This is a genomic window from Legionella shakespearei DSM 23087 (assembly GCF_000373765.1).
Lineage (GTDB): Bacteria > Pseudomonadota > Gammaproteobacteria > Legionellales > Legionellaceae > Legionella > Legionella shakespearei.
The window spans coordinates 68,192-94,807 of record NZ_KB892437.1 but is presented as its reverse complement, the minus strand read 5'-3'; the positions used below and the strand labels follow the sequence as shown (position 1 = coordinate 94,807).

Genomic DNA, 26,616 nt, shown 5'->3' with positions numbered 1-26,616 from the left:
AAGGGTACATCATGTCTAATGCCAGCTTATTTAAAAACCAGGACTTTTGCTATTGGTTGCAGGGCTATTTTGAAATTGATGAGAATGCTTTTTTAGACCAGATTAAAATAAGTCTTATTCTTGATAAGCTTCAAACAGTTTCTGAGCCATGGGGTGACTTTAACCGCTGGTTAAATGAAGAGCTGCATCTTTTGACCCATATTAAAGAAGACAGTGAATTAATGGCAGAACATACTTTATCTATCAAACAAAACCTCGCTGTTTTGTTTGAGCATGTTATTGATGACAGTTATGATACGCCATATACTAAAGAGCATCTTAAGTCTGTGCATGATGGGTTAAATGATAGCGATGAATAAAGGATATTTCATATGACTCATCTGGAATTTTGTCATTGGCTGGATGGCTATTTCACTTTATCATCCAAACCGCAATTAACAGTTGAACAGCTAACGATTATCCATAATCATCTTAAATTGGCTGAAACCGTGAGCGGTTCTGCGTCTGGATTTTTATTGCAACTGAAGCAGCATCTGAATCATTTGGATGTGACATCATCTGACGATTTAGAGACTCTGATTGCTCTGGTTACAAAAAGCATCAACTGTAACATGGACTCTTTGCGTTAAATCAAAATGTAGCCTTGATGCAGCGAAGCGAAATCACGGTTTTCCTTAGTTTTGAGTCCTCTTTTTGATTATGAAAACCTACGCTAATTTGAAGTCAAATCCCGTCTATAGCGAATTTATTAAACATAGGCTATTCTGATTTAGGAGAATAATCATTTAATCAATGGAGTGACAAGCAATGAACGTTTTAAAACAAGCTGTAGTTGCAGTGACTATCAGTGTTTTGGCATGTACATCATATGCCGATCCTGCACCAAATTCCTCTTTTCAAAGTCAATGCGTTGATGCCTGGATGAAGAAGGCAGATCAGGCAACGGATAAGGTTGACTATAAAAATTTTGGTGAAAAATATTGCGGTTGTGCTGCTGCTATGCCATTGGATAATGATCAGGCGATACAAAAAGCCATTCAACAATGTATGTCACGAACCTTGTTACATGATGCAATGGATTCTCTCGATGAAGAGGTAGGTTTGTCTGATGCAAAAGACACTGATGTTGATGAATATTGCCAGGACAGATGGAATTTAATTTACCCTAATCAGACTGATGCCGATAAAAAAGTAACAGGAGCCTATTGCGAATGCGCGAAACCTAAATTGTTAGATCTTATAAAACAGTCTGATAATATGACTGAAAAACAATACAATGAAAGTATTGATAGCATTGCTGCAAGTTGTTCTGGTAGCGTAAAAGAAGAGCAACCAACAACAGCTCCTGCAACAACACCGGCTCAATAAGTCTGTAGCCCGGCCGCAAGCAGACCGGGCTACGATTGTGCTACATCCAAAACTCGTCCTCACTAATAGATCCCCTAGATCCCCGTCGTCCTGAGCGCGTCTTTTTGCGCGAAGGATCTCTTGAAATCGGCATGGTGCCAGTATTTGGAGATCCTTCGCGCAAAAAGACGCGCTCAGGACGACGTAGATCGGGGAAATGGCAAAAAGTGTAGAACAGGTGGTAGCCCGGTCTGCTTGCAGCCGGGATCGTGCATACTCCGATCCAGGCTGCAAGCAGACCGGACTACACATCCCAATGTCCGCAATCAACTCAAATTGAGTTCTTGCTTTGCATCTGCACAGTTGTCTTTCACTTCTGCAGGTATTGAACGCCCGTGAAGTGTTACGCGGATGGAAGAGGATAAGGGAGGTTCTTCCTTCGCTTTATCCAACCCCTTTTTTACAATGTTTCTCACATCAGCAGAGGTTGCCTTGAGATTAATTCGTCGCAATTGTTCCAACATTAATTGTTGACGCGTGTTGTCGTAATTATCCCAATTAATGAAGCTCTGAGTTAAATTACCCGCTAAAGGTGGATTGAGTTTATCTAAACGGATAATAACATCGGCAATTAATGCATAGCCTTCGCCTGATGAGGCATGAAAACCATAAGGATTTTTGATAAAGGGTCGGAGTAAGGAGTAAACATTATTGGGATTTGACAAATCAAAAGAGGAATGACTCATTAATGATTTAACCCGATTAACCACCTCAGCAGAATGACTGGAAGCCTGAAGGCTGAACCAGTAATTTACGGCACTTGCATCACTCTGCCAATAGTCATAATACTGGTCCAGGAGCTGATTTGCATTCGGAACATTCATATCACAAAGCAGATTCAGGGAAGATACTGTATCCGTCATGTTATGACCTAAAGAATCTGCGAATTTTAATTGCACGAATTTTGCAGTCTGCTCAGGATTAGTAAATTTGAAATAAGTATTGCATAAGGCCTTTAAACGCCGATTGCCTGCATCCTGAATATCAAAAATGGTAAACTCAGGCTTAGATACATCACCTTGTGTCTGTAATTGATTGTATCTTTTGAATAAGTCATCTTTCAGTTTGACTGCCAGAGCACTTTGAATGAGGGTGCGGCCTTCAGTAATCTTTTCAAAATCAGGTTTCGTAACCCCCTCGATCAATTCTTCTTCAGAAGGAATAGTCAGTATTTCTGCCTGGAGCCAACTATTGAGCGATTTATCCGTTAATATGGATCGGAAGGTATTAAAAAAGTCGTCTGATAGTTGCAGTGGCTTACCTTGGCAATGATCATTAACTAATTCTCTGAACAATCGTTTGGCTGCTTCACAACGGTTGTAAATATTGGAATCATGGCGAATCAGGCGTAACAGATCTTCGCGGCTGTATTCATATTTCAAATGAACAGGAGCTGAAAAGCTGCGCAGCAGGGATGGAGTAGGGCGAGATTCTATATGGCTAAATTTAAAAACCATTTCTGGTTCATCAATCATCAAAACCATATCGCCCCTGATGTCTTTACCTTGCGCGTCCAGTAAGCCCAGAACAAAGGGAATGGGGCGTGCCTTCCCATCAATTACTTTAACCTTCAGAGTATATATTTGGTCTTTGGGATTATATTCATCACTGATATCAAGCTCAGGAATTCCTGATTCTGTAAACCAGGGTAAGAAGGTTTGAAAATTTATTCCGGTTGAGTGGGTTAATGAATCAAGGAGATCTTCAAGCGTTACCGCTCCACCATCATGCCTGACAAAAAACTCATTCATTGCCTGGTAAAATAACTCTTTACCAACAGTGAGCATCATCATTCGGAAAATGTCAGCACTCTTCTCGTAAGCCGCGGCTGTGTACAAACTTCTAACCGCAGTATAACTGCTTTGCCGTGGAGCACTTGGATCGAGATTTTTGCCATCAAGCAAACGTACCAAATCAGTTCCAAATAATTCTTCACGAAACATTGCCGCTCTAAAGGTTGTTAATCCTTCTTTGACGGGTAAATTAAACCAGTCGCGGATGGTTACCCTGTCACCTGACCAATAATGAAAAAACTCATGTGCCACTACCTCAAGCACCCGCATCATGCCTAAATCTGTCGTTGCTGCCGAGGTGGCAAATAAATTAGCTGTATTAAATAAATTAAGTCCGGTAGGCTCCGAGGCTCCTGAAGCATATTTATCAACTCCGGCAACCATATGTTTATGGAGGCCGCATTCGAGATTGTAGGTCCGTTCATCCCAGGCCATGGCTTTTTGTAATACTTCTTTGGCAAAATTACATTTTGGAGTTACTGCAGGAGGAACATAAAATTCAATAGGCAAATCGCGTCCTGAACGGGTAGTGAAATGAGCAACAGAACGTTCTAAAGTACCGGCTACTAAAGCAAAGAGGTAACTGGGCTTAGGCACATCATCTGTCCAGGTTACAGAATGCAGTCCACCGGGCAGTATTTTTTTATCGGTTTCCACTCCATTTGAAAGCAGTACAGGAAACTCGATTTCATTAGCAATAATAGTCGTTTCATAGGTTGCCAGATTATCAGGTCTGTCATTACAGTAAAATACACGTCGCAGACCTTCGGTTTCTGCTTTAACCAGAATGGTGCCTTCCGTTTCATACAAGCCAAAAAGATCAGGATTTTCACCGAGGAGGGTCGTGGTTTCAACCGTAAAGGGTCCATCCTGGGGAACATTTTTTAATATCAGAGAGGTGGGTGTGACCTCATATTGATCTTCCGTCAGTGTTTTACCATTGATAGCAATAGAAGTTAAGGTCATGTTTTCACCATCCAAAACCATATCTACAGCGCGTGAATTGGCTTTAGGATTGGGTTTCATTGTGAGAGTGGCTTTGGATTGAACTGGCTTTTCAGAAACATCGATTTGCAATGCTACATGCGACATTAAATAGTCACACACTTTATAGTCACTTAAATTATAAACTTTTGGCATGGGGCATCCTTTAAAAAAATCCTTAAGTCGCGACAATATAAGATAGAGCAACCAATTTCAATACACTCTGTGCCTGTAATTTCATTTAATTACAGATTAGACCATTTGCTCAACAGGCTCTGTGAGTTATGGATAAGAAGATTGATTTAAATATATAAAAAACTGTAGCCTTGATTACGCTATCGCTCTGAGTGCTCCTCTCATAATTTTAATCTCGTAAAAAGATGTAAATAAACAGGATGATCATCGCAAGTAGCCCCTCCACCTCCGGGGAAGGGTGCCCGACAGGGCACTGCCATTAAGTTAAGGAGTTCCGCCGTCCCGCGGCTTGTCCGCGGGATCCAGGAATCTCACTCCGAACTTAGTTCTCTGGATACCGCGGACAAGCCGCGGTACGGTGGAGTAGCGCTTAACTTAATGGCAGTGGCCCGACAGGGTGGGTGGGGGGATCAAAAAGAGAACTCATTTAAGGTAGAAACTCCTTTTTTGATCCCCCCATCGGCCCTGCCGGGCACCTTCCCCCGGAGCGGGGAAGGCGATCCTGCATAGTTCTGAGTGGTACTCAATATGAGAGGATCATTCAGCGCTATCGCTGCATCAAGGCTACGCCTGTTTTAAATGGAACGTACTATACTTAATGAAACAAGTACGATTCGTTTTAAGCTATGAAGTATAAAAAGTGCAAAATAGAAGATCTGGGCAAACTTATTGCAGAAATTCTCTCTTATTGTGTAGAACACTCGCAAAGAAAAACAAACGTGCCGGTTGTTTTTGATGAGTTTTATAAACTATCTCCAGAGCAACAAAAGGATTATCCCAATATTCTAGAATTGAGCAGTACCTTAAAATCACGATCAACTTCTGAGCCTGCACTTTATAACGTGTCTGATTTTAGCCCTGAATTAACAGATATTAAGCTCCACGATCTGCTGGGGTGGATGGACGGCCTTGGCGAAACCAATTATTTATTAACGTTCCGATTTAAAGACTCTACTAAAAGGCATTTTTTGGTGCAAAAGGAAGACAAGCACCTGGCTAAAATGTTGAAAATACTTCATCACTCCATACCTGACCCCTATTTAGAACCCAATAGGCTGGTTAAATCAAAACGTCAAATTCCCAATCTATTTTTCAAAACGGCAGGATGGAAGCCAGGTTGGGATATAAATAATTTAGATCATTATTATTTCTATGATGAAATTACCGATCCAATGATGGTTAAAGCATTTTGGGACTATGCGTGTAAAGAGCCGCGAGAGATGGTCGTGTTAGATGTTGGGGCTGGAAAAGGGCGTCTGGCGGTTAAACTGATTCAGAAGGCAGTTCAGGCAGGAATCAATTTACATTACATTTGTCTGGAGCCAGGTAAAGAACAATGTGACATAGCCGTTCAAGTGCTCGAAGGATTGAGGCTGGAACTGGGAGATGGGAGTTTTACCTATGATGTGCTTAACTCTACTATAGGTGATTTTTCAGCCAAATATCCGGAGCGTTCAGCTGAACTGATGAATCAGGTGGATGTGATCATTTCTTCGGGCGGTGCACTGAACTATCAGGTAGTCGCTACAGGTAAAGATGCCTTATCAAATTTGCATGTTATGCGGGATTTTATGAAGCCAGGAGGCCTGATGTTCGTGACGGGCCTGTCTTCTTTGTTGCTCACTAAAAGGGAAATACGTGCTGCTGAGATGAACTTTCTGAATGCTACTTTTGACAAGGAACGAAGGGAAGTTTATTGCTATGTTTATTCAAAACCGGAATCTCCGGAGTTGCAATCTGATGGTCCTGCAGGGCCGTGATGGCTGCTCATACTCAACTCTACATCGTCTTTATATTTTTTTTAATCGAAAAGGTTTACTTATGGCTAATCTCCAATTATAAATTTATATAAACCCAAAAACAGACGAGACTCAAATGCCTGAAAATTCAACAGAAAATAAAAGAAAAGTTGCTGTAATTGGTGGTGGAACCGGTTTAACAACTGCTTGGGGCTTGGATAATCAGGACAAATTTAATGTCACTCTCTTTGAGTCCTCCGACCGGCTAGGCGGCCATATTCACAGTATCAAACTCAATGATGTTATGGTTGAAGGTGGTGCTGAGTTTATTGGTAGTCCCGAAGTTTATACTAATGTTCATATATTATTTAAACATCTGGGAATTAAGCTTCAGGAGTTTCAGCTTAATATGGATTTTAATAACCTGAACACCAAAGATCATACCGTGCTCCCCCCGCTTTATGAAACTTCATCAGGAAAGGATTCGGCATGGAGTATTTTAAAGCTTTGCGGCCTTTTCGGTAAAAAGAATGCTCAAGATGAAATGCGTCTTTCATGGGATACCTTGCTTACTGAATTGTGTACGATGATCAATTTGAATGAAGCCATTAAAGATGCCAAGAAAAAGCTCACGTCTACCGATGAAATGATTACATTGGAACAATTTGTAAACGATTTTGTTGCGGGCGGTTCTCCTATTTTAAATCATAGAAGAACATTTGCCGACGAGTTTCTTTATCCCTTGATTGCAGCAGGATGGGGCGTGTCTGTCGATACAATCAAAACGTTTGGAGCTCATTATGCCATGCAATACCTGGAAGCTGATCTGACCTGGTATGATGCTCCCCGTGGTTTAAGTCAGTACATTCGCCATATGCAAAGGGTGTGCACTAATACTTCGTTTCAAATGAATACTTCAATTAGTAAAGTCATTCCAGTTGCTGTGGACGGAGAAACAAAATATCAATTGCAAAAAGAAGACGGTACTTTTTTTCATGACGAAGCGGGTAATGTTGCTTTATACGATGATGTAGTTCTTTCCACTTCGGGTGAAGTCACTGCTAACCTGATTTCAGGCATAAACAATCAAGAGTTGCGCGAATTGCGTGATAAATTGTCCAGGGTGACTTACTACGACACTACTGTAGTCTTTCATCAAGATCCCAAATATCGCTCAAAAAACAATACCGTAGTTCACAGCCGTTTTGATGGTACTCAGTCTGCTAACACCATGTGTAAACCCTGGAAATATCCTGAAGGTACGGTGCCAATAATGAAAACCTGGATCTTACCTGGTCAACCTATGCCTAAAAATGTGCTTTATGAGGCACACTACAGACACCCGGTCATGGATAGAAATTATTATGAGGCTCAAAAAGCCTTACATGAAATGCAGGGTAAGACTGGCATTTGGTATGGCGGTATCATCGCTGGCGTTAATGATTCTCATGAAAGTGGTGTTACCGTTGCACTTGAAGTGGCCGCACGCCTGAATCAGCAGGAGAATACGCTGGAAGACAATGAGCGTTTGAAGTTATTTCCCAAGGTGATGGCTGCAGTAAAATCGCCTGTTGGGCACGACAGGGAGTCCTCTTCTACCTCGTCTATGTCATCATCATCATCCATGTAATGACGAACTGAGCTTTGCATCCCCCGGATGATCTACGTCGTCCTGAGCGCGTCTTTTTGCGCGAAGGATCTCCCGAAAGTGGCATAGTGCCAGTATTTGGAGATCCTTCGCGCAAAAAGACGCGCTCAGGACGACGTGGTCCGGACGACCTAATACAGGCTACGGAGCTACCCGATTCCTTGCCACAACAAAAATTCCGCTCCCTCACGGTCGCGGCTCGGTTTTCGTGCGTGCGTATTGACTTCATCGTGCACCGGAAACCGAGCCGCGACCGTGAGGGAGCGGAACAGTTATCCTGTCACAGTGCTTTATTTTCAACACATACATTTAATTTGTTTCAAAATTACTCGTTTTTTACGGTATTGATACAATACTTGCACGATTAAAAACAAAACTGTGTCTATAATTTGATCAATTAGCTGATCGTGTGTCCTATAATAAAAGTATCTGAATAAATAGCAAGAGGCATTCACTCCCGTGAATTTGCTTCTGTTATTGTTTGTCTGGTGGGTAGAACTATGATCGTTGAGTCCATATCTGGTGCAGTACAATTGTTACAAGGAATTCTAACCAAGACAGATTCTCAGGGACACACAAGCCTGGTCAAAGTAGGGTCATCTCTCAATCCAGGCGATTCTTTAGTCTTACTCAGTGGTGAGAGCCAACTTAGTCTTCTCAATGGACTAATCCTTGCGTTAACACCTAATCAGCCTTTTATATTAGACAGTATTTCGCCTTTAATAAAACAGAGCGCCTCTCCTGCCATAGATGAGATGGTTGACAAGGCTTTGGCAAAGAGTCTCGATATCAGTAAATTTATCGAAACTCTGGAGGCTCCAGCTGCTGGTGAGGAAGTGTTGGGTAGTGGTGGTACGGCGTTTATAGTTGATCCTAATTATGCTTTTGGTTTAGTGACTTCAGGCTATCAGACCAGAGGCCCATTCTTTGATGGCACTGGCAACTTGGAACATACTGTGATGTTGTACGGAAACACCAAACCTGAAGCTGTTTTGACGCTTACCGGTAACAGCCTGACCAGTGATGAATCCATTGTGGTCAGGAATGGTGATAGAAATGCAGGCGATCAGATTGGCGTAACTGACCCTTTCAATTTTGGAACAGTTATAGGGTATTCACAGGGATTTCTGGTCTCATCAGCCGGTTCCGTTATGAATCAACCCGCTCACTTTGTTACAGCAAGCTATTCGTTGGAAATAGGAAGGAGTGAGTCAGGCCTGATGGCTAGTAATGGATCTCCCATTACCCTGTCTCTTGTTAATCATAAAATTGTTGCCCAAAGTGAAGGTAAAGTGATTTTCGCTATCGGTATTGATGAGCAAACCGGTAAAATTACTGTAGTCCAATACCATGGAATTTATCATCCTGATTCTGACTCTGCTGATGAGAGTATTTCTCTGACTAATCTCGTCAAAGTGACTTTAACCCTGACGGATAAGTCAGGCGATGTCTCTAAAGCAACTATAGATGTGGGCGGCAAAATTTATTTTGAAGACGATGCTCCTTTTATCAATCATATTGATTCACTGTTACTTGATGATAATTCAAACTTAAACCAGGCTGGAACAATTGTAAGTGGTACTATTGATGTTGATTTTGGTAGTGATTTGGCAAAGAATCTGATTTTTTCTGAAACAGCAATTGCGTCGTTGGAACAGATTAACTTAACCTCGAATGGCCGGTCATTGAGTTATACTCTAGATGATACTGGCCACGTGCTCACAGCTACGGCAACAGATGCTAATGGTATCGCTCATGTTATTTTCACCCTTACCTTATCAGAAGTGATACCTAACTCGATACAACAAGAAATGCCAAAATATCATTTGAATATTGTAGAGTCTGTTGATCAGCCAACTTCAAGTGATGCAATACATATAGTTATCCCAATCAGGGCAATAGATGCGGATAATGATTCTGCGCTAGGGGATATTGTAATTACTATTGATGATGGAGATGATGCTCAAGGAGGCATTACAACTTCTTTTACTTTAACCGAAGGGGATTTGGATGCACTGTTGCCTGCTGATACATATCCCGTTCAAGAAACACATACTTTTTCAATTCCTGCTGGTGCAGACAGGCTTGTTCCTGAAAGCCTCATCATAGAAGACAGTTTTCTCAATCAGTTGATCGGTGAATTGCAAAATGAAATTACAGCAGGCGGCAGTCATTTGACTGTAACGCAAACCAATCTAAATGGGGAAATTACTCTCACTGCAAAAAATGAGCAAGGTGACAAAGTTTTTGAAGTAATAATAACTTCTGCTAACGATACTGTTCTTGGTAGTGAGAAAAATTTAGTCGTAACCGTTACGTTGACTCAGATAAAACCTCTGGATCATCAGGAAAATGGCGATACAAATGGTTTTGTCCGCCAGGATGGTGAACGTATTCATATTGATCTGCAATTACAGGCTAAAGACAGTGATGGAGATCCACTGCAAAGTCCGGTTACTGTAGAAATGACTATTCTTGATGGTGCAGCAGCTAAGCTGGGTACTGATCAAATAACTTTTACTGAGCAGCGCAACGCGCAAACTGGAATTTGGGATGTACCTATTCAAGAGGGAAATGTGCCTTTGGATCTTGGCAGCGATACCATTGCCACCCTGGTCTTTGAAGATACACAGACGATGCAGCAATCCTTGAATGGCCTCACCAGTGGCGGCTGGGCTACCAGCTATTCTATTGAAGATGATGGAAAGGTATTAGTCTTAAGGATAGATGACTCATCCAGTCCGCTTAATGGCCAGGAAATACTAAAAGTAACTGTTGATACAGACGGAAAATATACCGCAATTCTTTCTGCCCCTCTGGATCAAACGAATAATAATCAATCAATATTAACTTTGAATGTTCGTGCTACAGATAAAGATGGTGATCCCAGTGATCTGGGTACAATTGAAATTACTGTCAATGATGCGGTACTACAGAACACTGTGAATGCGGCTGTAAGCATTACTGAAGGAAGTATAAGCCAGGGAACTTATCCCGTCAGCACTGAAGTGGATTTCACCCTGAAATCCGGTGCAGACAGGCTTCTTCCCGGCACAGTGGTTTTTGACCAGTCAACTATTGGTACTTTAATTTCAGAGTTGAATAACGAAATTAAAGTTAATGGTGAAGCATTAAGTTTTGAAGTTGTTGGTAACACTATTATCGGCTCTCATAATGGAACAGATGTTCTGATTATTGAGTTAACAGCGACTCAAAACGCAAATCACTATGATGCAGATGTAACAATTAAAGTGACTTTAAATGGTCCTATTGATCATAATCAGTCAAATAATTCGGGTCTGGTGATACTGGATGGTGATGAGATTGCTATTAACATAGGTGTGCAGATTCAAGATTCTGATGGCGACTCTTTAGACAATCCTGCTTTAGTGGCAGTGACAGTTAATGACGGTCCTAATCCGTTAATTGTTGAGGTTACTGACCCGGTTCTTGTCAGGGAAAGTGATATTGACCCTAGTACGGGGAACCATGAGGGTTCTAATGCCACAGGAGCTGGTGAAACTGCAAGTGGAACGCTTATTCATGCGGCAGGTAGTGATGATGTAGTCAGTTATAGAATTGATGAGAATGCCTTTAATAATAATGCTTATAATTACGGAACATGGACATCTGGTAACAAACCAATTACTCTCGCTCTTACCTCTGCAAATACTTACACAGGCAGTGCTGATGGTGTTGCCAAATTCACCATTGTTTTAAACAATGATGGCTCATATACCTTTACTTTATTGGGTTCAATAGATCATCCTAACCCACCTGATGGTGTGGTTGCCGATAAAAACTTTCTTGATATTATTTTTCCCGTAATCGCGACAGATGCTGATGGTGATGATAGTCTTGTTGCCCAACTTCCTATTCGTGTTGAGGATGATATTCCCAGTGACAGTACTGTTGTGCGTAGTTTTACGGAGGGTGGTGGTTTTTCCAATGTCGATCTTACCAGTGTGTCTCAGGAGGGGGCTGATACGGGAGTGATTATCTCTGTAACAGCATACAATGCTGATGGTACTCTGGCTAAGACTGATCTGAATCAAAATGGGACCACTCCTCCTATCGACATATACGATGAAAATCAACAGAAGTTGGGAACATTAACAATACAGCCTAACGGTACAGCCAGTTTTACAAGCCTTCCTAATATTGACCATAATGCTTCAGTACTACAGCAGTCGATTACCTACACAATCAGGGATGCAGATGGCGATGAAGCCACTGGCACTCTCATTTTAAATATAAACGACAGGGCTGCAACAGTTACTGCTCCAAAAGCTGCCGGTGTAGAGGATGTTGGACGGGATGAGGATAAAGTATTGCTTGATCCAGCACTGGGTATCCCAATTAATATGAGCATTAACATAGGAGATGCTGATATTGGTGAAACCCTGGGGCAAGTTACAATTCGGACTGCTACTGTGAATGTACATGGAACATTTTATTATGAGGGAGTTGAGATTCCTCCTACAACATCTGGAGCTAATACTGTTTATAATATTCCTATCGGAGCTTTTGTTGTTGATAATTCGGATCCCAATAACGTTATCTATACCCTTGCAAATGTAACCTATGTTCCTGATGCTGATTACGCAACTGCGGCTGCAGGATTAAACTTTACAGTCAGTGCAATTGTTTACATGAATGGAGACTCTAATCAGGCTAAACCCGCTGTAACCGGCACTCTTAACATCGATGTGAAAAGCATAGCTGATATTCCGGTATGGGATATGACTGGTACTGTAGAACATTACAACGTTCTGGAGGACGGACCCTCTGTTGATCTGAATCTTCTTGGAAAGGTCACGGATATCGACACGTCTGAAACTATTGAGTATTATTTAATTAAAATGTTACCGGATGGTAATGGGGCTCTTAATGGTGTGTTTGAAGGTACCTATACTATAGGAACCGGGGATGAAGCAGGCTATATCAGAGTCAATGCTGGGGATATAAACACGATTCAGGTGAATCCTAATACTGATTATAGTGGCGTGATTAGGTTAGAGGCCATAGTTGTCAGCAAAGAGGCAAGCAATTTTGTGCTCGGTCACGAATATGCTCAATCAGCACCTATTGAGCTAGTGATAGATGTGGCTCCAGTGGCTGACCCCATCCGATTGAACATCACTAAACCTTATTTGGTTTCTTATGAAGATGATCCGATCAATATTAGTGAGCTGGTCAATCTGACAAAAATGGCAGATAACCTTGACAATTCAGAAAATACATTTATACGGATTTCCGGAATCCCTGTTGGAGCTACCTTTAAACTGTATGAAGTGCCTCTGAATGTAGACGGTTTACCATCAGGAGTACATAATCTTTCTATTACTTATACTGATATTACAGGAACTCATACAGTAAATTATGTTTACAATAATACGAATGAGAATAATCCCTATTATCAGGTCAGTACTAACGACTTAAATGAATTTTCAATGAAACCGGTACCTGAAAGTAATGTAGATTTTACACTTACAATCCAGGGTGTGGTTATTGATACGGCTGAATTGAGCACAGGAACACAAACCAGTGAACTGGTCACCAACGCACAAACCGTTACTATCAATATGAAGGGTGTCGCTGATGTGCCAATCTTTGTGCCTCAGGGGGATGAATGGACTTTAATTACCGATCCAAATAACGCTGAAATTATCACTGGGATTGAAACAACCATTCAGGAAGACGGAGAAGCAAAGCTCAATTTCAATATTATCTCCGGTGAAAAAGCGCTTGCACCAACGGATACCTCTGAAACATTGACTATGGTCATTTCCGGGCTGCCTGCCGGGGCGCAGCTTTGGGATAGAGACGGCAATACGCTTACCCTGACTTATGTGGGGCTTGATGGTGCAGGACAACCTAAATACGAAGTCAATTTGTCTTCATTGACTGATTTGGTGGTGATACCTCCACCGAACAGCACTAAAGACATTTATTTGAATGCACGAATAGTGGTTACAGAGAACGATGGTGATGTTCTGATTTTAGGAGAGCAAAAAATTGTTATCCATATTACCCCTGTGATAGATGCTGGCGATTACAGCAGGACGTCAGCAGGCCTTGAGGATGAAGTATTTACTGTGAACTGGATACCACCACAATTTAGTGATTCTCAGGAACATATTGCTGGCATCAGGCTGGAAAACGTTCCCACTGATGGATCCAAATTGTTCATCGAATATAATAATGGCGATAGAACTGAACTAACTATCGGTGTAGATGGAAAAGTTGATTTAAGTGATTATGTAGATGATCTGGTGAATAACGGAGCGCAGTTGAAATTTCAAGGGCCAGAAGATTCTGATGTAGATGTAAATTTAAATGTCATTGTGACGGTCAGGCAGTGGGATGCTGATGATCCAGGCGATCCAAACAATCCAGAAGATCCAAACCATATTCCTCATGCGACTAAGGATATTACAGGATCTTTGCATCTGAATATTACAGCTGTTGTGGAAAGTGACGCTGCATTACAAGTGCTTGATATGTCAGCTCCAGGCACTCCGGAAGTAACATCTATTGTAGCCGTTAACGGGCTGGTTGATTTATCAGCAGCAACAGGTCAGTACCGTATTAGCTTTCAGGATAAGGATGGTGTAACGAACCCGGGATCGATTTTTGACAGTGTAGAAACGATTAAGATGCTGGTCATTAATTTTCCCAATAACGACATCGACACCAACGCTGCGCGATTTACTGTTATCGGCGGTATCTATAATGGGGTAGGTTGGGTAATACCTGAGTCTGAATTGGATAATCTGCAAATTATCTCCAATTTTGGTTATGGCGGTATTTTTGATATTACGATACATGCTCAGGTTCAGGACATGGGAGATAATGGTGAAAATGACGTCAGTGAACCAGAGACACGTACAATCACGTTGACGTTGACTTTTGATGGTTCTGGAGGCGGTGGAAGTGACCCAATAACTGAGGCAGGAACGATTACCATCAACCCAGCCGCCATTACCGGACAGGAAGACGCGCCAGTAACTTTCGGCGAGCAATTAGAGGCCATGTTAGAACTTACAAATGGCACTCCAGATGATGTGTATGCTTTAATCATTGATGGACCATTACCTGATGGTTTTACTTTGTCTGGTACTGGTGTTATCTATGATTTTGCCAACGACCGCTATGTCATTACCGCTAAACCCAATGGTTCTGGTGGCTTGGATGTTGGTGAGGTCATACTTGAAACACCTGAAGATTATGCAGGCAGTTTACCCTTCGACATAAACTGGACTGCCGCTAATATGGCAAGTGGAGACGTGAATCAGAGTGCTTCACCGGTTGAAATTCCTGTTAACATTACTCCGATAGCTGATGTGCCTACTGTTACCTTACAGGTAGTACAGACTGAGGGCCTGGATGATAATTTGCAGCCTGGTGGTAATACAACCATTCCTAACCTCGCATATGAAGATGGATTGATTACTTTGAATCTGAATATTCAATCCACGGATAATGACAGCAGCGAAAACATTACTTCTGTATTACTAAGAGTCGATCCTGCTATTGGTACTTTACTGGATAGTAATGGCGATCCACTTGCGATCGTTAATGTTGGCGGCCTGGATTATGTTTCCGTACCTGTATCTGGTCTAACTGGAATGGTGAATGTCAATGTTAAATTCAGTCCTGCAGAAGATTACAGTGGCCCTGTTCAAATCATTGCCTTAACAACCATTAATGATACTGTTGTTACGGGTACCGATACACAGACCTTTACCCAAAATCTGAATTTTAGTGTCATACCGGTGAATGATACGGTTACTTTTAGTGGGCCCGATCACTTTACTGATTATGAAGATACGTTTGGTGGTATTGGTTTCACTAATATGAGGGTAACGACTAACGATATTGATGGATCAGAACAGCTTGTTTCGCTGATTATCCATAATGTACCCGAAGGATTTTTAATTGGGTCTGCACAAAACCTGGGGGATGGTGATTGGAAAATCACCGTGAACGCCAGTAGTTTTGACTTATCCAATATCAAGTTAATTCCTCCGGATGATTTTAGCGGCTCTGTGGTTTTGGAGGTTACTGCCTATACCAAAGAGGCATTAGCAACCTTGCCCAAAGAGGCAGGAACACATCAGTTTACAGTAGAGGTTGCCCCTCTCAGTGATGTGGTGGATATTATAGGTAACGGCTCTGACTCCAGTGTCACCGGTATGGAAAATGGAGACCTCACCATTAATCTGAATGTTCAGGCCAGGGATGATACAAATTCTTATACAGGAACAGCGACTAATGTTACTGAAAATCCTCCGGAAAACCTGTTACTGACGATACATGGCGTGCCTGAAGGAGCTTCCATATCCTTGCCTGTTGGTGTGAGTGGTACTGTTACTTCAGTATTCGATACCAATAGCAACAGCTGGATCTGGACTATCAATGTAAATGGCGCGCAATTGCCCAGTATTATTTACTCACCTGGTGATACTAACGGTCTTGGCGAGTTAACCATAGATGTACAGGCCGTTGATGGCAGCGCAGTACCTGGCTCTGTGAGGCAAATTGTCGTCGAGTTGGATGTTATCGCAGTAAATGATGCCCCTGTAAATATAGTGCCCACTGAATTTAATGCTGTTGAGGATACATCAGTCAGTTTAACAGGCATTCAAATAGTTGATATTGATGCCCGGGAAGACAATGGCGACATGACGGTTACCTTGCAAGTCGGCTATGGAATTATTTCTATAATAGACGGCACAGGAGTTTCTGTAGACGGTAATAACAGTAATACGGTCACACTGACTGGCACCATTGATGCTATCAATGCTGTATTGGCTCAGACTGATAATGTGATGTATCAGGGAAATGAAAACTTCAATGGTTCTGATGAATTAAAAATTACAACCAACGATCTCGGTAATTCAGGTGAGGGAGGTCCTTTAACAACAATATCCACAGTACCAATCACTATTGAAGCTGTTAATGACGCTCCGGTGAATACTGTTCCTGGACCTATTGCGGCTGAGGAAGACATTCCGTTTACTCTATACGATCTGAGTGTAACTGATGTAGATGCAGGAACCGAATGGATAACAGTAACTCTTAGTGTTGAGAATGGAACATTAAAAGTAGGAGATAGAATTGGTGTAACCGTGGAAGATAATGAAACCACTAGTGTGAAACTGCAGGGCAGTGTAGAGGATATTAATCATTTGCTTGCTTTGGGAGTGATATATCAGGGTAATGGCGATTTCCATGGTACTGATTCTTTGACTATGACTACTAATGACAATGGTAATACTGGAAGTGGTGGTCCATTGGAAGTTACTGATGTGGTGCCAATCACTGTCAATCCACGTGCAGATACACCTGACATAACTGTTGTTTATCAAACCATGGTAGCTGCATTGGGCGCTTTAATTCCCTTGCATATATCAGCATCAGTAATTAATGAGGCTGATAATGAACTGACGGTAAGATTGGATGGCTTAGGAACAGCAGTGCCTGTGGATAGCGCGGGAAATCAGGTAGGAACTTCATTGGGAGGTGGTTCCTGGCAGTTACAACCTGATCAGTTAAACAATTTATATTTAAGTAACCTGGCTGAAGGCGAGCATAATATAACAGCGACTGCCGTATCAGATGTGAATAATGGGCCTGTTGAGGAATCTATGCCTCTGCCTATCAATGTTACCGTTATAGATTCAACGCTACATGAGTTGCAAGGAGGGATTGGTAATGACTACATTATAGGTTTCGACTCCAATGACGTGTTGATAGGCGACTGGGGGGACGATGTGCTGATTGGCGGTGGTGGCGATGACACTTTAATTGGCGGCCCTGGAAATGACACTTTGACTGGTGGCGGTGGAATTGACACTTTCATTTGGATGCAGGGAGATGACGGTACTGTTGCGAATAAGGCTGTTGACATTATTACTGATTTTAAAGCCAATAATGTTGAAAATTCTACTGATGCCAGTGTGTTAAATTTAGCTGATTTATTATCTGGAGAAAATGCTGATAATTTGGATAATTATTTGAATATTAGTACAACAGGATCAGACACAAGAATCAGTATAAATCCTGACGGTCAATTAGATCATGGTAATATTGATGGGACTGCAACACAAACAATTATATTACAGGGGGTAGATTTGACAGCGGTATTTTCCACAACAAATTCGCACGAGATTATTAATCATTTGGTTGCTAATGGGAATTTGATTACAGATTCTTAGCCCGTACTACAGATACGGGCTACACATTTAATAGATTATCTAATCAATGATGAATATCCAAGGGTGTAATGTCACCTGCAGTAAATGTTGGCCCATGATCTCCTGGCTCGAAACTGTCAGGATTCTGGTTGTCATGCACATACAACTGAACACTTACCCCTGTTAATGGAAAATCATGCATTAATTCCCGACCCATACTCGTTGCGATAATTTCCCAGAACACTTCAGCAGGGAGTTCTTCCGATGGCTCCATGTACTTTAATATTCGGGTTCTTAATAACCTGTAATCAGGGTATTCACTGGTAGGCAAACCGGGTTTATAGGCATATCGTACATAGACATCAAGGGTTTGGCCTGATTGTCGGGTTGTATGGTATTCGGGAATGACAAATTGGAAATAATTTCGTTCATTAAGTTCTTCATGGCTCGTAGCCCAAGAGGAAACAGGCCAATACGAAATCAGGACAAATAGTATAAGTGTTTTTAAAAGATTGTTCATAAAACGCTCCAGTAATATTAATTTTAAGGTAGCCTTGATGTAGCGATAGCGAAATCAAGGTTTAAATTCAATTAAATATCTGGGGAGGTTTATAGATTGGAAGTCTAAATCCTTTGGATAAGGCTGAAGGATAAATAAAAAAGAGAATCTGGCTTAAACGGGATTGCAAATCATAATCTACCGTGAACACCATCAAATTAAAGCAAGAAGTTCCTGATTTGCAGGCAGAGGTCAGACTTTTCTGTACGGATTTTTGCGGGCATTGCTCTGTGTGTTGTACGGTATCGGCTACAACAGATGATGTCTGAGTTAAGTCCTTATTCAACACATAGGGCATTGATATAAGAAGCAGGGCGATGAGCACAAAATGTATCTTCATGGCAATATTTTAACAAATTTGATTATTCTATGCAAAGATTAATTTATCCTATCCACTGGGGTGGTAACCTCGTCTCGAAGCAGGCACAAGGCAAAAAGTCTGTGCCAGTGCTTCGAGACGGCGCAAAAACACGCGCCTCCTCAGCACGAACGGATTGTGCGAGTGCCAAAAAGGTTACGGTGTTATTCAGAACTGATGTGAACCCGAAATAAGGATTTTCTTAGCCCATCCCACCCACCGGCCCGTTCGTGCTGAGGAGGGGTGGTAACCCCGTCTCGAAGCATAGGCACAGTTTTTTTGTCCTGATGGAAGTATCCCCACGAAAATGATTTATTTATCAGCACTACCTCTTCTGTTTGCTTATGCTTTCATTACCTAAAGAAAACCGAGCCGCGACCGTAAGGAAGCGGAAATTTTGGATGTACACCTAATGAGTAATCAACTATGGAGTGCATCGAACTGTTCCGCTTCCTTACGGTCGCGGCTCGGTTTTCTTAGCATGATGCTCTTTTCGAGACGGCACTTCCTCAGTGCGTTTTTTGTTCAGAATGACATTAATATACCCCCCTTTGTTTTTTACCATAAAAACTGATAATTTATCTCTGCAAGTCACGAAGTACTCGCAATGTATGTTAATTCAGGGAGAATAACATTATGTCTGGACATAAAGTCACTGCTTACCAAAGCACCAAAAATCAAATTTTGAATAATTATGGAAAATGTTTAACTCTGGCTGTTGCCCCTCTGGCAATTTCTTATTTGCTTGGCTTTCAGAGTGGCCACACTGTTCCCATAGGACGCGGATCAAAAAAAATGGGGCTGGCAAGCCTTGTTGTTACTCTTCCTCTTACGGTTGTAACTTCAGGACTTGCTACTGTTGGCGTTGTAGCTAATACAGTTTATGGAGGCATAGCATTGCCTGTTTCTGTCATAAAGGATAAAGTTTCCCCAAAGACTGAAACTTCAGAAACAGAAAGTCTGCAAAGTAATGAAGACTCTGATGAAGAGTTGAATTCATCAACAAAACAAATGCTCGAATCAATGCCAAAACAGCAAGAAAAAGTGACTGAAATAGTGTCAGCAAGCTCGAATAGCGTGACAAGTTCTTCTGCAATGGACGTTAAAACAAATACAATGGATGAGGATGGTTTTAATACGAGCTATGCGATATAACCGTATGACCAATAAATTCACCCGCGAGCTGGGCATAAAACATCCAATCATCCAGGCCCCTATGGCGGGTGGAGCAACCACCCCAGAATTGGTCGCTTCTGTTTCCAATAGTGGCGGTTTGGGTTCTTTGGCAGGAGGCTATCTTCCTCCTGCTGAAATAAAATCTGCAATACGGCGTATCCGTGAATTAACTGCCAAACCTTTCTCCGTCAATCTGTTCCTTCCTGAGGAACATCAGGCCACTCAGGAACAAATGCAACAGGCTTGTGATGCGATAAACGATTGTGCTTCTGAGATAGGGATTTCCATTTCTCCGATAGCGGGACCTTATGCCCCATCATTTGACGAGCAACTTGCCGTTTTGCTGGAAGAAAAGATACCGGCAGCCAGTTTTACTTTTGGCATACCAAGCCCTGCTGCAATCAAAGCGCTGAAGAGCAATCAAATTTTCGTCATGGCAACGGCAACTACTCTGGACGAAGCATATGCTCTTTATGAATGCGGTGTAGATGCTATTGTTGCACAAGGTAGTGAAGCAGGAGGACACCGCGGCAGTTTTTTAAACAGTGCAGAACATTCCTTGATCCCAATCAACACTTTAGTTCAACAAATAATTGCGGAAATCAGTCTCCCGGTTATTGCTTCTGGCGGTATTATGAATGGGGTTGCGATTGCCAGGGTAATCAAATCAGGAGCATCAGCAGCCCAATTAGGCACTGCCTTTTTGTGTTGCAAGGAGTCTGGAATTGCTGAATCTTACAAACGCGTGCTATTAAACCAAACTGTTGATAATACAGTATTGACCCGGGCATTTTCGGGAAAACTGGCAAGAGGGATTAATAACAGGTTTATACAATGTATGGCAGGAAAAACTGATAGCATTCTTGATTACCCTATTCAGAATAAATTAACCAATAGCATGAGGCTAAAGGCGAAACAGGATAACAATACGGACTACATGTCTTTATGGGCTGGGCGATCTGTTTATTTGGCAAGAGAGCTTGATGCCAGGAGTTTAATTGCAGAGCTTTTAAAGGAAATGGAGATCTTGGAATAGTAGGCGGGGCAGAAACACAGTGCCAGTAGAACTGTTCCGCTCCCTTACGGTCGCGGCTCGGTTTCCGTGCGTTCGTAGATACTTCATCGTGCACCGGAAACCGAGCCGCGACCGTGAGGAAGCGGAATTTTTGTTGTGGCACAGAGCCTGATTTAGCATTGGTGTAGGGCATAGACTAAGATGTGATCAAGAGACAGCTGTCGGAACCAGCTTTCTTCCGCTCCCGGCTGCAAGCAGACCGGGCTACGCACTGTGCTACTTTTCCACCAGTCTACGTCGTCCTGAGCGCGTCTTTTTGCGCGAAGGATCTCCTCGGTGTGGCCTTATGTCAAATCAAGGGGAGATCCTTGTGTGCTCAGGACGACTTCACAGGAAAAAGAAGCTCCATTTCTAACTGAAATTGCCAGGCTGGGCCTATGTTTTCAGGCCTTATTGCATTGTAATAAGCGTGACTGGATAGATTAAATCCCTGTTTTCCCAGATAGAACGTTTTACCCCCACCCAATCCAAAGGGAACCAGCCATTTTTGATTTTTGTCATTCTGCCAGTTAGCAGTGATATTAGGATTAGTCGATACATACCAACCATTATCAAAGGTATAAGCCAGCAAATACTGAAAAGAGAATTGGCTCGATTTAATCCGGTTGCTATCAGGTGCAGTGGCATAAACGTTATAGGTTAAAAGCCCATACATCCAGTTTTCCAAAATCGCCATGGCAGCAAACTCAGGACCGACACTCCATTTGTTACTGGCCAGGTATTGAGAATTTGATGTGGTTGGCATAAACACAGTAGGCCCCAGACCTAAAACCCACTTGTCAAAATATTTGGGGGTAATGAAAAAGGTAGGATTCAGATCCCCTGTGCCTCTTATTGTCCCTTCCTGATTAGGCAAAGGGGTATTTTCATAAACAGGAGCAATAGTACGAATAATCAAATCATAATCAGAACCTAGTTTCAGGGGAACAACGGGCTTGAAACTCAATACATTCTGGTTTGTGTAGCGAGAGAGGTAACGAAAATTAATATCATGTTCCAAAGGTAAGGACAGGTATTCAGAAAAATGATTTTTCTTTAAAAAGCTTATAGACGCTTTAGCCAATGATTTTTCATCCTCAAGGGCAAAGCCAGGAGCAGTACTTACTAAAAGTGCTGCTCCTGAAAGAAAAGAAACAAGCTTAAGCATTATGCATCTAATTCAGCGCATACATGATCAATAGGCTTACCCGCAAAACGATCTGCAACCCAGGGAACATACAATGGTTCCGCAGTTGCAGGAGTCGTAAAGTGATTTTGATTTCCTGGCAGTTTCACACGAGTTACCTGGCCACCCATTTTGCACATTTGTTTGAAATAAAGCTCGCCCATGACTGGCGGTACAGTCGTATCATTAGTGCCCCAATAAATAATCACTGGTGCCAGTGGAGGAACAGGATTTACACTGCCCTTGAGGTTTGCTTTCACCCAGGCAAACGCATTTTTAATATCAGGACGTAAAAAGGTCTTATATTGCGTACCGTAGTTAAAATTCAAGGTATCTGAAGCACCATGCATGCATTTTCTTGCCATGAGCTGATTGACAACCTCTACACCTTCATCAGTTAACATGTCATTCAGTTTTAACTCAGGGAAGGCTGCAACCATGCCCCAAAGATTTTGAGCGTAATGAGTAAAATTAAAAACATTGGCGCTAAATAAATCACTGATGCTTTTTAAATGTGCCAAAGCTTCCTGTTCTGTATTGATCTTGTCAGGAAAGGTCGCTGCTATATCGTAAGGTGCCATAGTAACAAAACCGAGAATTTTGATTTGGTCATTTACAGAATCCTTAACAGTAAGATAATCCTGCATACCAGCAACAGCCAGAGTAGCTCCACCACCTTGAGACCATCCGTACACTATAGCTCTGTTACCTGCTTGTGCCTCTTTAAGCTGAGTGGCAGCCCTGATTGAGTTGATGACATCCTGGGCCTGAGTTGCTGCAACAGTATATTGATGCTTACCACCGCCACCCAGCCCCTGATAATCGGTTGCAACGATGACATAGCCTGCTTTAATGAAGGCATCCATAGCTGGCAGTCCGAAATCAGTCCAGGAATTACCGTTCATCATGAAATATTGATTCAAGGGTTGAGCCGGGTTCAATATCTGTGAGGGACCACAAGTTTGGGCTGTACCTGTAGTACCATGTGCCCAGGCCATAACAGGGCGATCCTTCGTTGCTTCGGATTGGGATAGTGGAGTTACCACAATACCAGTGGCTATAGTTTTGTTTCCATTTACATCAGAAGAGACATAAGCTATTTTCCAGGCTTTCGCTCCGCTGACGGTGGTGGCTATAGGCTCAGATTTAATTACTGAACCCAGTTTGGCATCGGCAGGAACATCGGGTAACGAACTGTAAAATTCACCCATGTCTACAGGACCAAAATCAGGGGTAGCATGAAGCAATCCTGATAATAAAAAGAAAAAGCCGAACAATAATTTTCCTGAGCGCCGCATTTTAATATCCTTTAATTTGCAAGTCCATTCAAATAAAGAGATTAGCATGCAGCGAATTAAAAAGTCACCCAAACTCTATTAATTTCATCATGTTATTCACTCCAGCTTCAGGACGCGTAGCCCGGCTGCAAGCAGACCGGGCTACAACCCCCCGAAAAGCAGCGGAGCATGTCATCCTGCCAGTTTAATTCCCAAACGATGCGCATTCAAAGAACATATTTTTTGCAAAGTACTTTCCGGCAGCGAACAACCACGAATAAAATCCATAGTTTGCTGCAGATTTTCATAAGGGTAATCCGTGGCCAACATGATCCTGTCCTCTCCCATAACCTTTAAAGTATATTCCAGTAATGGCCTGGAAAAGCGGCCACTGGTGGTCACATACACATTTTCCAAAAGCACCTCGGACGGGATGCGCTTAATATCCGGCCTTTCGGCAATAAAGCCTGGTAATTTGGAAATATTGGGATTTGCATAGGCCCAATCGATGCGGTCAGGAATCAAGAAGGGGAGGGTTTCTCCCATATGACCAAGAATAACGGTTAACTTGGGAAACTGATCAAACACACCCGCATAGATCATCCGCAATAAACACAAGGCGACATCAAATTGAAATCCAAGTGGCGGCCCACCCAAGGCAAAACCATAGGTACCAAATTCTTTTGTTAATGGCGTTGTCGGGTGAAGATAAATCGGAATACTCAAGCTTTCAGCCGCTTCCAGCAAAGGCCAATACTTTTTATCATCCAGATAATCTCCTGCACCAAAATTAGAATGCGCCAGCCAACCCACAAAACCTAGTTGATTCACTGCCCGCTCCAATTCCCTGACTGCTTGTTTTGTTTGATACGGCGAAATTGCTGCAAAACCCATGAAACGGGCAGGGTGCTGTTTTATGGTTTCAAAGAGAAGATCATTGAGTTCTACAGAGAGTGATTGGGCAATGTTAAAATCAGGTGTAAATTCATCTATTCCAGGAGAGGAAAAACTTAAAACCTGAGTGTCCAGGCCTGCTTCATCCATTTTCCTGATGCGGTTTTGCCCCAGATCACAGAGCATATCGATAAATTCTGTAGTTTGAAAAAGGGAAATGCTTTCTGTAAACCGCAGCGAAAAGGCATCTTTATTTTTAACAAAAAGAGGGAACTCCTTTCGTGTTGATAAATAATCAAATACCGCACGAGTATAAAAATGGGCTTCGAGATCTATGGTTTTCATTTTGTGTCCTCGTCTGATGATGGTGTGTTACAACTTAAGGGGTGCACATTCGAATGCGTTGATTGCGCCAATGCGTTACGTAATAGTTCAGAATCTTCACCCGTTGCACCCGACCAGAATCCTGTGGCGCAACTATCGGTATTACAAGAGCCACCAAAAGTAAAGAAAGGCTGAGTCGCATTCAGCGTACAGAGACAAAATGCTCGCTTATCATTTTGGGGATCAACAGTACATGGCATATCAACACAATTCGCCCAAGGCGTACCCTTAGGGCAATTCATCGATTTTTTTGTTGCAAACTGAGCAAATGAAAAAGTTGAGACAAGAGATAGTGTCTTATATTGGGTATAAGCAGGCTTTCTCTTTTCACAGCTGGTAAAACCAACGCTTGGGCCTTGCTCCGTCACACACTCACACAAAGCTACATCGGGGTTTTCCGGTGACGGGACACAGCGTGCGGAGGTACACAGCGCATACCTCTGGTCACATACAATTGGGGTTGCTGCCTGAATACAGGCACAGGAAAAGAGCAAACCACATAACAAACTCAGCTTTTTAATTAATAAATCCATTGAAAACATCCTTATTTATCAACCTGATAAATAATTTTAGCTCATTTTATTAATTAAAGTGAGTCATGGATAAGAGGCTTGTTTTATCCATTCGTTACTTCGATGCCGTTCGGGCTGAGGAAGCGCGCTAGCGCTGTCTCGAAGCCTTGGCATGGTGCTAAGGCTTCGAGACGAGGCTATCGCCTCTCCTCAGCCCGAACGGATCGAGGTAAATCAAGCTTCTTATCCATAACTCACGTTATAATTAATAAACCCGTATAGAAAGATCTGGATTAGTTTTATGCAAGTCATAAACCTCATCATGCAATACTATAAAATTCTTTTATTATCCGTGCTGCTGATAACGCTGTAATATGGTTATGATCTAATTTTGGGATTAGTTCACAAATATCCATACCAATGTAAGTAAAATGATTTCGCAAGCTGTGAAGTAAATAGATGAGCTGGTTTACGCTAGGCCCTCCAGGGTAAGGGCTTTCTACCGCTGGTGCGCATGATGGGTTTAATCCATCGAGATCGATTGAAAAATAAAGATATTTTAGTCCAGCAAATTGAGTGATAATTTTTTTTGTCATCATTTCCAGGTTAGCGCAGGCAAATTCACTACCCATGATAACGCCAATATCAGGTTGATAAGTGGTTAATGCAGTCGCTTCACTTTCTGTGAATTGTCGAATACCCATTAGCATAATTTGCTGCGGGGCTAATGAAGGCAGCAAGAATCCATGGTGTAGAATTGAACTGTATGACAGTACGTCTTGAGCTTCACAATCAGGATGGGCATCAAGATAAATAACTCCATACTCACCTGGTATCGTATCATCCAGTGCTTTTAATGCTGCATATTTGATAATATGATCCCCTCCCAGGCAAATAGGTTTTTTTTGGTTTCTCATCAGTGTGCAAAATTTTGAATAGACCAACTGGATTTCATCCGAAAGAGTATGTTGCTGTATCTCCAGATTACCTTCATCCCAAAGTTGAGCACCTGATTTAAAATTTTCGGGAAGTGAATATAATCTGTTATCAACCTGTCGGATAAAATCAGCAGAAAATTCATTTCGATCAGATGTTGATGAAAATGTAGGTGCAGTTCCTGCGCATTTTGTGTTAACACCAAAAATGACGGATTGTGCACTCGCAAAATCCAGGCTACTTGCATATTTCAATTTAGTCATAATCTAACCCCTTGATTTTTGGAAATGGTTCTATCCAAATTGTATTTAA

General features: G+C 42.1%; 16 protein-coding genes. 8 read left to right on the top strand and 8 right to left on the bottom strand.

Annotated elements, in window-relative coordinates; translation table 11 throughout:
- Positions 1–11 precede the first annotated feature (11 nt).
- The 3 genes from B094_RS0115365 (at position 12) to B094_RS0115355 (ending at position 1,368) form a co-directional block, all read left to right on the top strand.
- Entirely contained in the window at positions 12–359 is a 348-nt protein-coding gene (locus tag B094_RS0115365) for a hypothetical protein (protein WP_018578715.1), read from the top strand.
- Between the two features lie 12 nt (positions 360–371).
- Positions 372–629 carry a hypothetical protein gene (locus B094_RS0115360; protein ID WP_018578714.1) on the top strand — a complete coding sequence of 86 codons (258 nt, stop codon included), beginning with the start codon at positions 372–374 and terminating at the stop codon, positions 627–629.
- Positions 630–807: 178 nt separating this feature from the next.
- Positions 808–1,368, top strand: a complete 561-nt coding sequence (locus B094_RS0115355) for a hypothetical protein (RefSeq protein ID WP_018578713.1) — start codon at positions 808–810, stop codon at positions 1,366–1,368.
- A 305-nt stretch (positions 1,369–1,673) separates the two neighbouring features.
- On the opposite strand, the gene pepN is transcribed toward B094_RS0115355, so the two are convergent.
- A complete protein-coding gene (pepN, locus tag B094_RS0115350) occupies positions 1,674–4,340 on the bottom strand; it encodes an aminopeptidase N (protein WP_018578712.1) in 2,667 nt (888 codons plus the stop codon).
- A 665-nt stretch (positions 4,341–5,005) separates the two neighbouring features.
- Here pepN and B094_RS0115345 point away from each other — a divergent pair.
- The 3 genes from B094_RS0115345 to B094_RS0115335 all read left to right on the top strand — a co-directional run bounded on the left by B094_RS0115345 (position 5,006) and on the right by B094_RS0115335 (position 17,989).
- Positions 5,006–6,139: a class I SAM-dependent methyltransferase gene (locus B094_RS0115345; RefSeq protein ID WP_018578710.1), complete on the top strand. Its 1,134-nt coding sequence runs from the start codon at positions 5,006–5,008 to the stop codon at positions 6,137–6,139.
- 115 nt (positions 6,140–6,254) lie between these two features.
- Positions 6,255–7,748 (top strand): FAD-dependent oxidoreductase, encoded by a 1,494-nt coding sequence (locus tag B094_RS0115340; protein WP_018578709.1) that lies wholly within the window; start codon positions 6,255–6,257, stop codon positions 7,746–7,748.
- Between the two features lie 518 nt (positions 7,749–8,266).
- Positions 8,267–17,989, top strand: coding sequence for a T1SS-143 repeat domain-containing protein (locus tag B094_RS0115335; RefSeq protein ID WP_018578708.1), 9,723 nt, complete (start codon positions 8,267–8,269; stop codon positions 17,987–17,989).
- A gap of 43 nt (positions 17,990–18,032) precedes the next feature.
- Here B094_RS0115335 and B094_RS0115330 read toward each other — a convergent pair whose 3' ends face one another.
- Positions 18,033–18,488 (bottom strand): hypothetical protein, encoded by a 456-nt coding sequence (locus tag B094_RS0115330; RefSeq protein WP_018578707.1) that lies wholly within the window; start codon positions 18,486–18,488, stop codon positions 18,033–18,035.
- 67 nt (positions 18,489–18,555) lie between these two features.
- Complete coding sequence (locus tag B094_RS0115325) at positions 18,556–18,867, bottom strand: hypothetical protein (protein WP_026254062.1); 312 nt, start codon at positions 18,865–18,867, stop codon at positions 18,556–18,558.
- A gap of 654 nt (positions 18,868–19,521) precedes the next feature.
- Here B094_RS0115325 and B094_RS0115320 point away from each other — a divergent pair.
- Together B094_RS0115320 and B094_RS0115315 are read left to right on the top strand one after the other, a co-directional pair.
- Entirely contained in the window at positions 19,522–20,040 is a 519-nt protein-coding gene (locus tag B094_RS0115320) for a hypothetical protein (RefSeq protein WP_018578705.1), read from the top strand.
- Positions 20,012–21,097 carry an NAD(P)H-dependent flavin oxidoreductase gene (locus tag B094_RS0115315; RefSeq protein WP_018578704.1) on the top strand — a complete coding sequence of 362 codons (1,086 nt, stop codon included), beginning with the start codon at positions 20,012–20,014 and terminating at the stop codon, positions 21,095–21,097. The genes B094_RS0115320 and B094_RS0115315 overlap by 29 nt, the downstream gene beginning before the upstream one ends.
- Positions 21,098–21,452: 355 nt before the next feature.
- Here B094_RS0115315 and B094_RS0115310 read toward each other — a convergent pair whose 3' ends face one another.
- The 5 genes from B094_RS0115310 to B094_RS0115290 all read right to left on the bottom strand — a co-directional run bounded on the left by B094_RS0115310 (position 21,453) and on the right by B094_RS0115290 (position 26,567).
- The gene (locus B094_RS0115310; protein WP_018578703.1) at positions 21,453–22,283 is read right to left on the bottom strand and encodes a transporter; all 831 of its coding nucleotides are present in this window, start codon (positions 22,281–22,283) and stop codon (positions 21,453–21,455) included.
- Positions 22,283–23,599, bottom strand: coding sequence for an alpha/beta fold hydrolase (locus tag B094_RS0115305; RefSeq protein WP_018578702.1), 1,317 nt, complete (start codon positions 23,597–23,599; stop codon positions 22,283–22,285). Before B094_RS0115305 ends, B094_RS0115310 begins: the two co-directional genes overlap by 1 nt.
- Before the next feature lie 171 nt (positions 23,600–23,770).
- On the bottom strand, positions 23,771–24,817 hold the full coding sequence (locus B094_RS0115300) for an amidohydrolase family protein (protein WP_018578701.1): 1,047 nt from the start codon (positions 24,815–24,817) through the stop codon (positions 23,771–23,773).
- Positions 24,814–25,389, bottom strand: coding sequence for a hypothetical protein (locus B094_RS0115295; RefSeq protein ID WP_018578700.1), 576 nt, complete (start codon positions 25,387–25,389; stop codon positions 24,814–24,816). The genes B094_RS0115300 and B094_RS0115295 overlap by 4 nt, the downstream gene beginning before the upstream one ends.
- A 299-nt stretch (positions 25,390–25,688) precedes the next feature.
- A complete protein-coding gene (locus tag B094_RS0115290; RefSeq protein ID WP_018578699.1) occupies positions 25,689–26,567 on the bottom strand; it encodes an arginase family protein in 879 nt (292 codons plus the stop codon).
- Positions 26,568–26,616 lie beyond the last annotated feature (49 nt).